The organism is Mesorhizobium sp. P5_C1 (assembly GCF_054049815.1).
In genome coordinates, this window is the sequence record NZ_JBFULQ010000153.1 from 1 (window position 1) to 11,647 (window position 11,647).

The window sequence follows — 11,647 nt, forward strand, 5'->3', positions numbered from 1 at the left end:
CCTCCATCTCGCGCACGGTCCATTTCAGCGCCACCACCGCCTTCTTCGGATCGGTGACCACCGGCGTGAGCAGATGCGGAATGCCGTCATAGACCGACAGTTCCAGCATTTTCGGATCGATCATGATCAACCGGCAATCCTGCGGCGTCAGCCGATAGAGCAGCGACAGGATCATGGTGTTGATGGCGACCGACTTGCCCGAGCCGGTGGTGCCGGCGACCAGCACGTGGGGCATCTTGGCGATGTCGACGATGACCGCCTCGCCATTGATGGTCTTGCCCAGCGCCAGCGCCAGTTTGGCCTTCGTCGTTTCGAAGTCGCGGCTGGCCAGAATCTCGCGAAGATAAACGGTTTCGCGCTTGGCGTTCGGCAGTTCGATGCCGATGGCGTTGCGGCCGGGCACCACAGCGACGCGGCAGGCGATGGCGCTCATCGAGCGGGCGATGTCGTCGGACAGGCCGATGACGCGCGAGGATTTGATGCCGGGCGCCGGTTCGAGTTCATAGAGCGTGACGACGGGACCGGGGCGAACGGCGATGATCTCGCCCTTGACGCCGAAATCCTCCAGCACGCCCTCGAGCAGGCGGGCATTCTGTTCCAGCGCGTCCTTGGACAGGCTGGCATCGCGCACCACGTTCTTCGGTTCGGACAGGAAATGCAGCGACGGCATCTCGAATTTTTCCGAGCCGATCAGCGATGTCTGCGCCTCGCGCTGGACGCGGGCGCCCGGAGCCGGACGCGGCGCCGGCGCCTCGACGCGGGTGGCGGCGTCGGAGCGGAACTGCTGCACCCTGGCGGTCGGCGCCGAACGGCGTTGCACGACGGGCTCATCGTCGAATTCGGCATCTTCGCCATTGTCGAAGCGATCGCCGAAGACATCGTCATCATCCGGATCGACCGAAATGCTGCGGTCATTGACCATGGCGGCGAAGAATTCGGGCTCGACGCGGGCGCGACCGTCCGGGCTCATCCGCGATTCGGCGAACTCGGCCGACTCGACCCGTTCGGCGGCGCGCCGCCAGCCGCTCGCGCGCGGCTCCATCTCCGGCTCGTACTCCTCCCGCTCCTGCCTGCGGCGCACGGCGCGGCGGTGCATCCAGGCGCGCAGCGACAGCCACCAGTGGGTGATGGCACCAAGCGCCAGAATGCCTTCGTCGCCCTCATCCTCGTCATTGTCGAACAAAAGGTCGTCCTCACGCGGATCGACGGCAGGCTCGTCCTCCATCACGGCGAAGCCGTTCTTGCGTCCGATCAGCGCCGAACCGTGGGCAAAGAGCCACAGCGCGGGTGCGGCCAGCAAGATGGCGATGATGCTGGCGAACAGCCCGGTCGGATAGCCGCCGATCACAATCCCGGGGATCTTAAGCACCATGTCGCCGAACACGCCGCCGAGGCCGGTGGGCAGCGGCCAGGTCTTGGGCGGCACCACGCAGCCGGCCATTGCCGCGGCGAGCAGGGCGAAGCCAAACCATGAAAGCCCGCGCCTGGGCAGCCTGTCGACGCCGCGCGCGGAAAACAGCAGAAAGCCCCAGATCACGGTCGGAACCAGCGCCGCGACGGCGGCAAGGCCGAAGAACTGCATGGCCAGGTCGGAGAACACGGCGCCGGCATAGCCCATGGCGTTGGTGACGGTGTTGTTCGTCGCGTGCGAGAAGCTCGGATCGGCGACATTCCAGGTGGCAAGGCTGGCGACGCCGAATGCGGCCAGCACGAACAGTCCGGCGCCGACCAGCCGCCCGACCTGGCGCCGCGCGAACGCCTGGATGCCGTGCCCCGTATCGGCCAGCGCGAGCGGTGCTGAAGCCCCTGAACGCATGCTCATCCCCGTCTGTCATTGCTTCGTGCGGGTGCGTGGCGCACTCCGGCAGATTCGGGTCTCAGACTATCGGCGGGAAGGTTAAGGGCGCATTAACTATAAGAGGTTGAGATGATCAAACCTCGTTACCGACGGTTGAGCCGCTTGCTGCCCGAGGAAAGCGACCTGAGAAAGGGCCGTGACGTTGCCGCAGGGCCACCAATTTGGGTAGAGGCATGCAATCTGTCATCCTTCGCGTGGCGGTTCTGGGCTGGGCAGGGCTCAGTCTCCTGCTCGCTTTGCACTGGTTTGTCGAACTCGGCATGGTGGGCTTTCCGGATGGCTACGTGACACCCTTTGCCAGGGCGACCAGCCCGCTGCTGCACACCCTCGCCACCGCCTGTCTGATGCAAGGCCTGTATTTTTTGTACAGGGGTCTTTTCGGCAAAGGATTTGGATTGCTGGGGCTCGGCCTGCAGATTTTCATCGCGGCCGTCCTGACGGTGGCGCCTGTGCTGATTGTCAGGAATTGCCCTCATTCCCAGACATGCAGCAGGGCCTATGAGACGCTGACAAACACCATGATGGACGACGGCGCCGGCGGATAGGGCTGCCGCCGGAACGGTTTGTCGGGAGATCCTGCTCAAGCCCTGTCCACGCGCGGCCTCGCAACAGGCACAGGGCACGCCATTGTTTGGTCGGCAAAAAAGATCGAACCTCGGCTCGATCAAGACGCCTGTCGGCATGGTACCAAAAAAGAGGCCCGGAACGTGTCCGGGCCTCAATGCGTGACCTCCTTTCGGGAGCGTCACGACGGGATCTTTCAAGGCAATTCCAGGAAAATGTGCGGTGGTTTTCCGTTCGGAATTGCGTAGGCAGGTAAGGGGGCCGGCGGGAGGAGGGTTCCACCGGCCCCTTGGCTAAGCTGGCCTTACGGCACCACTTCGCCATGCTGGGAGATGTCGAGGCCCTCGACCTCTTCCTGGGTCGTCGGACGCAGGCCGACCAGCGCCTTGACGATGTAGAGGATCACGAAGGTGGCGATAGCCGTCCACACGATGGTGACGGCGACGCCGTAGATCTGCTTGCCGAGCGAAGCACCCGACGACAGGCTGTTGATCGCCGGATCGGCGAGCACGCCGGTGAGCAGGGCGCCGATGATGCCGCCAACGCCGTGCACGCCGAACGCATCGAGCGAGTCGTCATAGCCGAACATGTGCTTGACCTTGACCGCCGAGAGGTAGCAGACGACGCCGGCAACGATGCCGACGATGAAGGCGCCGGTCGGGTTGACGAAGCCGGAAGCCGGCGTCACCGCGACCAGGCCGGCGACGGCACCCGAGATGATGCCGAGCACGGACGGCTTCTTGGCGACGATCCATTCGGCGAACATCCAGGCCAGCGCCGCTGCTGCGGTGGCAACCTGGGTGTTGAGCATGGCGGCACCGGCGAGGCCGTCGGCAGCCAGTTCCGAACCGGCGTTGAAGCCGAACCAGCCGACCCACAGCAGGGAAGCACCGATCACCGAGTAGACCAGGTTGTGCGGCGCCATGTTGGTGGTGCCGTAGCCTTCGCGCTTGCCGAGAACCAGCGCGCAGACCAGACCGGCGACACCGGCGTTGATGTGGACGACCGTACCGCCGGCGAAGTCGAGCACGCCAGCCGTGCCGAGGAAGCCGCCACCCCAGACCCAATGCGCGATCGGCACGTAGACGACCAGCAGCCAGAGCGCCATGAAGATCAGCAGCGCCGAGAATTTGAAGCGTTCGGCGAAGGCGCCGGCAATCAGTGCCGGGGTGATGATGGCGAAGGTCATCTGGAACATCGAGAAGACGAATTCAGGAATGTTCGCGACGCCCGGCAGCCACAGCGAGGCTGTGGTGATGCCGTGATGGAAGAATTTCGAGGTGCCGCCGAGATAGGCATTCATGCCGCCACCGTCGGAGAAGGCCAGCGAATAGCCGAACATGAACCACAGCACCGTCACCAGGCAGGTGATGGCAAAGCTCTGCATGATCGTGGCGAGCACGTTCTTCTTGCGCACCATGCCGCCGTAAAACAGCGCCAGGCCCGGAATGGTCATCATCAGCACCAGCGCCGTCGAGGTCAGCATCCAGGCGGTGTTGCCGGTGTCGAGCACCGGGGTGGGGGCAGCAGCCGGTGCAGCCGCGGCCGCGGCGGGAGCCGCTTCCTGAGCGAAGGCGGCGACCGTGCCCAATGCTGCGAGAGCGAGCGACCCTAAAAGGGCGGCGCGTCCCGTCGTCTTCAAGGTGGAAGGAATATTCATTGAACTCTCCATTGGAATACGTGTTCGCCGCTCAGAGCGCGTCGGTGTCTGTTTCGCCGGTGCGGATGCGCACCGCCTGATCGATGCCGAAAACGAAGATCTTGCCGTCGCCGATCTGGCCGGTCTTGGCGGCCGCGGTGATAGCCTCGACGGCCTTGTCGACCACGTCGGCACTGACCGCGACTTCGATCTTGATCTTCGGCAGGAAACTGACCGCGTATTCCGCTCCGCGATAGATTTCCGTATGTCCCTTCTGACGCCCGTAGCCTTTGACTTCGGTGACGGTCAGGCCCTGGATGCCGACGGCGGTAAGCGCTTCACGCACCTCGTCGAGCTTGAACGGCTTGATGATTGCCATCACGATTTTCATAAGGTTTCACCCTTTGCTGTTGCGGTCCCCCGCGTTTGCACGACTTCACCGAACCCAAAGAGCCGGAGAGTGCCCGACAGGATTCAAGCTCCGTGCCAATTGCCGAAGCAGGGTGTTAACCCATTGTAAACAAAAGAATTGAGGTCGCCAAAGCGACGAGGTGCCCGCAACGGCGGCAAAACGTCTGCTTAAAAATTAGGCAATTTTCTCAAAATGCCTACTCTGCAGGCGATCGCTTGAGCCGGATCARCCCTTCCTGCGCAACCGAGGCGATCAGCGTGCCATCGCGGGCAAACAGCGAGCCGCGCGTAAAGCCGCGCGACCCCTGTGTCGACGGGCTGTCTTGCGTGTAGAGCATCCAGTCGTCGAGCGCATGGCTGCGATGGAACCACATGGCGTGATCGAGGCTCGCCGCCTGGATATCGCGATCGAAAATGGCGCGGCCATGCGCGAAGGTCGATGTGTCGAGCAGCGTCATGTCGGAGAGATAGGCCAGCACCGCTGCCTGGATGGCGCGATCCGCCGGCACCGGACCAGTGGTGCGGATCCAGATGTTCTGCTTCGGCTCCAGCTTTTCGCGACTGGTGTAGTGCTTCAGCATGACCGGCTTCATTTCGATCGGCCGGTCGCGCTCCCAGTAGCGCTTGATGCCTTCGGGCACCGCCTCGCCGAACTTGCCGAGCAATTCGCGCTGCGACAGCAATGTATCTGGCGCCGGGACGTCCTGCGGCATCGGCACCTGGTGTTCGAGGCCGACCTCGTCCTGCTGGAACGAGGCTTCCAGCGAAAAGATCGCCTGGCCATGCTGGATCGCCACCACGCGGCGCGTGGTGAAGGAGCCGCCGTCGCGGATCCGGTCGACCTCGTAGACGATCGGCACCTTGGTGTCGCCGGGCCGCATGAAATAGCCGTGCAGCGAATGCACGTGGCGATCGGGGTCGACTGTCCGCTGTGCCGCCACCAGCGCCTGGGCGATGGTCTGCCCGCCGAACACGCGCTGCCAGTCGAGCAAGGGGCTGCGACCACGATACAGATTGTGTTCCAGCTTCTCGAGGTCGAGAATGCCGAGAAGCTCGTCCATGGCAGCCGTCATATTTTCGCACCCTTGCCGCAGAAGTGTTATGGCGGTTTCCGACAGGACGGACAGGCAGTCAAGGGCGCAAGCCCGGTCGGCGTGGAAGGAGCGAAGAAGATGGAACGCAAGACCGACGCAAAAAACAGATCCGGGCTCGATGTTCTGGTCGCCGGTGCCGGCTATGTCGGCTTGGCGAGCGCCGTCTCGCTGAAGCAGGCGCGTCCGGGCCTTGCCGTCGCTCTGGTCGATGCCGCGCCCGCCGGCGCCTGGCAAAGGGATGGCCGCGCATCGGCCATCGCCGCCGCCGCCTGCCGCATGCTCGACCAGCTCGGCGTGTGGGCCGAGATCGCGCCGCAGGCCCAGGCGATCACCGAGATGATCATCACCGATTCGCGCACCTCCGACCCGGTGCGCCCGGTTTTCCTGACCTTCGACGGCGAGGTCGCACCGGGCGAACCCTTTGCCCATATGGTCGCCAACCGGGCGCTGAACGGCGCCTTGCGGGCCAGCGCCGAGAAACTCGGCATCGACATCATCGAAGGCGTCGCCGTGCAGGGTTTTGAGACCAACGGCGCCGGCATCACCGTGCATCTTGCCGACGGTGCGACGCTGAAGACCCGGCTGCTGGTTGCCGCCGACGGCGTCAACTCGAAGCTGCGCGACATGGCCGGCATCAAGACGGTGAAGTGGGAATATGGCCAGTCCGGCATCGTCTGTACGGTGGCGCATGAACGCCCGCACAATGGCCGCGCGGAAGAACATTTCCTGCCGGCCGGCCCGTTTGCCACGCTGCCGCTCAAGCCCGGCGAGGACGGCACCAACCGTTCGTCGATCGTCTGGGTCGAGCGCACGCCCGATGCCGAGAAGCTGGTTGCCGGTGACGATCTCGTCTTCGAGCACGAACTCGAACAGCGTTTCAGCCTGAAGCTTGGCGAGATCCGGGTCGCGGACAAGCCGCGCGCCTGGCCGCTCGGCCTGACCATCGCGCGCGCTTTCGTCGCGCCGCGCATAGCGCTGGCCGGCGACGCCGCCCACGGCATCCACCCGATCGCCGGCCAGGGCCTCAATCTCGGCTTCAAGGATGTCGCCGCTCTGGCCGAAGTGATCGTCGAGGCCGACCGCCTCGGCCAGGACATCGGTGCGCTCGACGTGCTCGAACGCTACCAGCAGTGGCGGCGCTTCGACACCGTGCAGATGGGCATCACCACGGACGTGCTGAACCGGCTGTTTTCCAACGACATCGGCCCGCTGCGCGCCGTCCGTGACATCGGGCTCGGCCTGGTCGAGCGCATGCCGCGACTGAAGGATTTTTTTATCCGCCAGGCATCGGGATTGTCCGCCGGGACGCCGCGCCTGCTGAAGGGCGAGGCGATCTGACACCGACTTGCCAGGGTGTGTTGAGATTCAGGTCAGGTGGCCTCAGCCGAACATCAGTTGACTTCGAAGCCCAGCTTCTGCCGCAGCCGCAATATGCGCTGGTCGGCGATCTCAAGGCGTTTCTCGCCACCTTGCGCGGCGCGGTTGACCATCTGCAGCAGATCGTTTCGCTCGGCCACATCAAGCCGTTCGCGCAGGAACGGCGCCAGCTTGTCGATGACGATCGTCGTGTCGTCGATCTGTGACGCGGCCCATTTGGCGTAGATCACCGCCTCGTCGGTCTTCTTCTTGTCGGCGATCTCGGAAATCACCGCGCGAATGACCGCCTCGCGCTGCGGCAGCACAGGCCCATCTTCGGAAACGATGGCGGTGATCAACGTCGCGGCCGCCACCACTGGATCGTCGATCGCCGTCAGCGGCGACAGGGCCGCCTGCTTGCGCAGCTTCTTGCGGCGCACGGAGCCCTGGACCCGACCGATGACATCGGCAACGTCACGCGCCGCCTCGTTCATCGCCTTCATCCGGTACCACCAGAACGCCGCCGCGCCCAACACGCCAAGGATAGCAATCAGGAAAGGCATGAAGAATCCCCCAAAATCCAGGTGACGATAGGAGAACTCTTGCCTTGCATCAACGCGCAAAAGTTGCGATCGACCGAGACGTTCGGTTGACCGAACGCCCTGGTTTCGAAGTGACCGCAACGCATGGCACGGATCTATGATCCGGGTATGTCGTAGATGGCGCGGACCTCGATGGTGCCGAGTTCGGCCAGCGGAATACCGGCGGCAATGTCCAGTGCCTCTTCGAGATCCCTTGCCTCGACCATGACGAAGCCGAGCAACTGCTCCTTGGTCTCGGTGAAGGGCCCGTCGGTGACTAGCCGCTTGCCCTGGCGCCGGCGCACGGTTTTGGCTGACGTCACCGATTGCAGCGCCTCGGCCACGATCAGCAGGCCTTTGTCCTCGAGCGATCGGTCATAGGCCAGCGAATCGGCGTTGAGCTTGTCCGACCCCGCCGGGGTCAGCGCGTGAAGATCCTTTTCCTCACCATAGACCAGGCAAACATATTTCATTTCGAGCTCCCTTGCTGTGTCGAGGCGACGAGCGTGTCGGCCCGGCCCTTGCCCGCCGCAGCGTGGTCGAGAATGCACACCGCAACCCCGATGATGGCAACCGCCGCCAGAAACCGGCCGAACGCCGGCGCGGGCTGGTGCATCCAGTCGGCTTCCTGTCCACCGCCTCCGCGGCCGGCCTTTTTCTTCCAATGCGCACAAAACAGCATATCCATGTGATCCTCCATCCGGCTATCAACTTGCGTGGCCGCCCGCAGGACGGGCGAGGCGGATCAAAGTCGACATTTCTGCACGCGCATTTTTTCAAAAAGAATCGAAGCGACCGCCGTCGACACCCGTGCAGTGGTCCAAAGAGCGCAGTGGCCTTCGCGTCTGCGCGCGCTATAGTTGACCGGACGCCGGCCCCAATCCCGATCACAAGCCCGGCAACCAGCCACGACAACCCACCACGACAACCAAGGAGGAATTCATGGACCGCACCGCAAACGCCGTCTGGAAAGGCAATCTGAAAGAGGGCAACGGCACGCTCGATACGCAGAGCGGGGCCCTGAAGGGCACGCCCTATTCGTTCAAGGCGCGCTTCGAGGACGAGAGCGGCAAATCCGGCACCAATCCGGAAGAGCTGATCGCCGCGGCGCATGCCGGCTGCTACGCTATGCAATTCTCGCACTTCCTGGCTGAAAACGGCACGCCCGCCACCGAGCTCGACGCCAAGGCCGTGGTGACGCTGGTTCCCGGCACCGGCATCACCGGCAGCGCCCTCACTGTGGTCGGCAAGGTGCCGGGCATCGAGGCGGCGAAATTCAAGGAATTGGCCGAGAAGGCCAAGGCCGAATGCCCGGTCTCCAAGGCACTCGGCGCCATAAAAGTGTCGCTCGACGCCAGGCTTGGGTAAACAATATCGCAGAGCCTGCTGACGTTTGCGCCGCCCCTCACCTGCCTGCTGGCATCCTCTCCCCGTATAGGGACGGGGAGAGGGGCGCTCACATCGACGGTTTCGCCAATCACCAGCGCTGCAAAAAGAACGCCGGCGTCGCGGCCGTCCTCTTTCTCCCCGTCCCTATACGGGGAGAAATGCCCGGCAGGGCAATGAGGGGCGGCGCCCAACGTCGACAATGATCATCTGAAACGGACTCTCGGGTCAGCGGCCGCCGGTCAGCGCCTCGATGAGGGTGCGCAGCCTCGCAACTTCTTCCTCGAGGGTACTGATGCGCTCTTCGAGGCCGGGGACCGATGAGGCGACCGGCGGGGCCTGATGCATGGCGACGGGCGTGATCTGCACCGCGCCACTCAGCAGATGCATAAAACGCTCCTCGCGCTGGCCGGGGCCGCGCTCGATCAGCACCACCAGCGGCGGCCGGCGGCCGATCAGCAGGTCGAGGTCGGTGCGCAGCGCCTCGATCGACGAAAACCGCGCCATGCGCTCGGCTCGCGCCAGCAATTCGTGCGCCGTCTGCGCGCCGCGCAACAGCATCAGGCCGATCAGCGCGATCTGCGCCGAGGTGAGCGAAAAGCGCTGCGCCACCTGGTGCTCGTAGCGCTCGACGCGCGAGGCGAAGACCTGCCGGACCAGGCCCTTCTGCTCCAACTGGCTCAGCGCCCGCCTGACCTCGACAAGTTCGACCGCCATCACCGGCTCGCGCGCCGTCTTCTGGTTGGCCGCGGCATGCGCGCCGTTGAGCGTCAGCGGATAGACATCCGGCGTCAGCTCCTTCTTCTCGATCAGGCAGCCGAGCACGCGCGCCTCGACAGGGGAGAGAATGGGAAGGTCGGTATCTGTCATGGCGTCGCTATCCTTCTGAGGCCGGCGGGACAGCACCCCCCTCTGTCCTGCCGGACATCTCCCCCGCAAGGGGGGAGATCGGCAGCTTTAGCGCGGTCAGACCATTCTCGCAAAGTTGGAAATTAGCGAAAGCCGGGATGACGGCCAATCTCCCCCCTTGCGGGGGAGATGTCCGGCAGGACAGAGGGGGGTGGGAAGGATCGCAACGGCTGAGGTGATTTCCCCACTAAAACTACACCCTTCTCTCCACCATCATCTTCTTGATCTCGGCGATCGCCTTGGCCGGGTTGAGGCCCTTGGGACAGGTCTGCGCGCAGTTCATGATGGTGTGGCAGCGATAGAGCCGGAACGGGTCTTCGAGGTTGTCGAGCCGCTCGCCCTTGGCCTCGTCGCGGGAATCGATCAGCCAGCGATAGGCCTGCAGCAGCGTTGCCGGGCCGAGATAGCGGTCGCCGTTCCACCAGTAGCTCGGGCACGAGGTCGAGCAGCAGGCGCACAGGATGCACTCGTAGAGGCCATCCAGCTTCTCGCGCTCCTCATGGCTCTGCAGCCATTCCTTGGCCGGCTCCGGCGACACCGTCTTCAGCCACGGCTGGATCGAGGCGTGCTGGGCATAGAAATTGGTGAGGTCGGGCACCAGGTCCTTGACCACCTGCATATGCGGCAGCGGGTAGACCTTGACGGCGCCGGAAATATCGTCGCAGCCCTTCGTGCAGGCGAGCGTGTTGGAGCCGTCGATGTTCATGGCGCAGGAGCCGCAGATGCCCTCGCGGCAGGAGCGGCGCAAGGTCAGCGTCGGGTCGATCTTGTTCTTGATCCATAGCAGCGCGTCGAGCACCATCGGCCCGCAATCGTCCATGTCGACGAAATAGCTGTCGATGCGCGGGTTCTCGTCATCGTCCGGCGACCAGCGGTAGATGCGGTATTCCCTGAGATTGGTCGCGCCTTCCGGCTTCGGCCAGGTCTTGCCCTGCTGGACCTTCGAGTTCTTGGGGAGCGTAAGTTCGACCATTGGCGTGCCTCTGAACGTGACCTTTTAATCGGCTTCTGGGTGCCAAATCAAGGCGCTATCTGGCATCGAACACTTGCCGCCGGTGTGCACCCTGGCATTAATGCGGCTCAGCCTCGGACGCCGCGGCCGTCCGTGCCGGTTTCAGCTGCCAGAATGATCTGACGAGCACATCCTCGGCATGGATCGCGTCATCGAACTGGCCCTGTCCAAGTGCCTGGACCAGCGTCGGTCGATCCCCAAGCAGCGAAACGCCAAGGGCAGCCTGGTCATTTGGGAGCGGCACGCCTAGCGCCTCCAGAATGGAGGGAAATACGTCAATCGTGCCCGAAAGCCTGGTATACGCCTTGGAGGGAATGCCATCGCCCGACAGGGAGAAAAAATTGCGCCGTTCAAACGTGTTCAGCCGATCCGTCACCGTGCTCGGCGCGCTGAGGTGGTCACTTTGCAACGCCAGAACGGTGTTCCTCATCAGACCTTCGGCCTCGGCTTTGTGGATGAAGTCTGCGACCAGCATGTTGGTGCATTTCACGGCATGGAGAATATTGGGGGCTTGTGGGGAAAGTCCTGTCTTGCCGATACATTTGTCAGTCAGGTAGCCATCCGGCGCATGCCCACCACTGACGGCGATCGTCAGCGAGACCGGTTTGCCGTCTCGGTTCGCGCGCCGCAAAACGTCGAAGCTCATGTCCAGAACCTGGGCGTCATCGGCGCCAAAAGAGCTGCCACGCCCACCGACGGCGGCCACCACTTCGGATCCCCCAAACAGCGATGAATAGCCATGGGTGGAATAGAATTCTCCCTGACCGGTGAAGCCGAGCGGCCAACCGGAAATGAAGTTCTGCTGATAGCCTCGCGCCTTCAGAACATCGCCCAGGC

The 11,647-nt window shown here is 63.8% G+C and carries 13 protein-coding genes; 3 read left to right on the plus strand and 10 right to left on the minus strand.

Going from position 1 to position 11,647, the window contains the following annotated elements; all coding sequences use genetic code 11:
- On the minus strand, positions 1 to 1,816 hold a 1,816-nt coding region (locus ACXJ7R_RS14515), incomplete at its 3' end, for a DNA translocase FtsK 4TM domain-containing protein (protein ID WP_457152444.1).
- 215 nt (positions 1,817 to 2,031) lie between these two features.
- Here ACXJ7R_RS14515 and ACXJ7R_RS14520 point away from each other — a divergent pair.
- Positions 2,032 to 2,403 carry a hypothetical protein gene (locus ACXJ7R_RS14520; protein ID WP_457152439.1) on the plus strand — a complete coding sequence of 124 codons (372 nt, stop codon included), beginning with the start codon at positions 2,032 to 2,034 and terminating at the stop codon, positions 2,401 to 2,403.
- Positions 2,404 to 2,726: 323 nt separating this feature from the next.
- On the opposite strand, the gene ACXJ7R_RS14525 is transcribed toward ACXJ7R_RS14520, so the two are convergent.
- The 3 genes from ACXJ7R_RS14525 to tesB all read right to left on the minus strand — a co-directional run bounded on the left by ACXJ7R_RS14525 (position 2,727) and on the right by tesB (position 5,545).
- Complete coding sequence (locus ACXJ7R_RS14525) at positions 2,727 to 4,082, minus strand: ammonium transporter (protein ID WP_095084052.1); 1,356 nt, start codon at positions 4,080 to 4,082, stop codon at positions 2,727 to 2,729.
- A gap of 31 nt (positions 4,083 to 4,113) precedes the next feature.
- Positions 4,114 to 4,452, minus strand: coding sequence for a P-II family nitrogen regulator (locus ACXJ7R_RS14530; protein WP_095084051.1), 339 nt, complete (start codon positions 4,450 to 4,452; stop codon positions 4,114 to 4,116).
- A gap of 217 nt (positions 4,453 to 4,669) precedes the next feature.
- A complete protein-coding gene (gene tesB / locus ACXJ7R_RS14535) occupies positions 4,670 to 5,545 on the minus strand; it encodes an acyl-CoA thioesterase II (RefSeq protein ID WP_095084050.1) in 876 nt (291 codons plus the stop codon).
- A gap of 99 nt (positions 5,546 to 5,644) precedes the next feature.
- Here tesB and ACXJ7R_RS14540 point away from each other — a divergent pair, with 99 nt between their 5' ends.
- Positions 5,645 to 6,904, plus strand: a complete 1,260-nt coding sequence (locus ACXJ7R_RS14540) for a ubiquinone biosynthesis hydroxylase (RefSeq protein WP_457152445.1) — start codon at positions 5,645 to 5,647, stop codon at positions 6,902 to 6,904.
- Positions 6,905 to 6,957: 53 nt separating this feature from the next.
- On the opposite strand, the gene ACXJ7R_RS14545 is transcribed toward ACXJ7R_RS14540, so the two are convergent.
- From ACXJ7R_RS14545 to ACXJ7R_RS14555, 3 genes are all read right to left on the minus strand, one after another.
- On the minus strand, positions 6,958 to 7,485 hold the full coding sequence (locus ACXJ7R_RS14545; RefSeq protein ID WP_095084049.1) for a hypothetical protein: 528 nt from the start codon (positions 7,483 to 7,485) through the stop codon (positions 6,958 to 6,960).
- Positions 7,486 to 7,619: 134 nt separating this feature from the next.
- Positions 7,620 to 7,976 carry a YciI family protein gene (locus ACXJ7R_RS14550; RefSeq protein ID WP_457152440.1) on the minus strand — a complete coding sequence of 119 codons (357 nt, stop codon included), beginning with the start codon at positions 7,974 to 7,976 and terminating at the stop codon, positions 7,620 to 7,622.
- Positions 7,973 to 8,191, minus strand: coding sequence for a hypothetical protein (locus tag ACXJ7R_RS14555; RefSeq protein ID WP_095084396.1), 219 nt, complete (start codon positions 8,189 to 8,191; stop codon positions 7,973 to 7,975). The genes ACXJ7R_RS14550 and ACXJ7R_RS14555 overlap by 4 nt, the downstream gene beginning before the upstream one ends.
- A 254-nt stretch (positions 8,192 to 8,445) precedes the next feature.
- Between ACXJ7R_RS14555 and ACXJ7R_RS14560 the strand changes: the two genes are divergently transcribed.
- A complete protein-coding gene (locus tag ACXJ7R_RS14560) occupies positions 8,446 to 8,871 on the plus strand; it encodes an OsmC family protein (protein WP_457152441.1) in 426 nt (141 codons plus the stop codon).
- Between the two features lie 246 nt (positions 8,872 to 9,117).
- Here the strand turns inward: ACXJ7R_RS14560 and ACXJ7R_RS14565 are convergent, their stop codons facing one another.
- The 3 genes from ACXJ7R_RS14565 to ACXJ7R_RS14575 form a co-directional block, all read right to left on the minus strand.
- The gene (locus ACXJ7R_RS14565) at positions 9,118 to 9,759 is read right to left on the minus strand and encodes a YceH family protein (protein ID WP_457152442.1); all 642 of its coding nucleotides are present in this window, start codon (positions 9,757 to 9,759) and stop codon (positions 9,118 to 9,120) included.
- Positions 9,760 to 9,991: 232 nt separating this feature from the next.
- Positions 9,992 to 10,771, minus strand: a complete 780-nt coding sequence (locus ACXJ7R_RS14570) for a succinate dehydrogenase iron-sulfur subunit (protein WP_379023766.1) — start codon at positions 10,769 to 10,771, stop codon at positions 9,992 to 9,994.
- A 97-nt stretch (positions 10,772 to 10,868) separates the two neighbouring features.
- Positions 10,869 to 11,647, minus strand: a 779-nt coding sequence (locus ACXJ7R_RS14575) for a sulfatase-like hydrolase/transferase (protein ID WP_457152443.1), incomplete at its 5' end; no start/stop codon positions are given.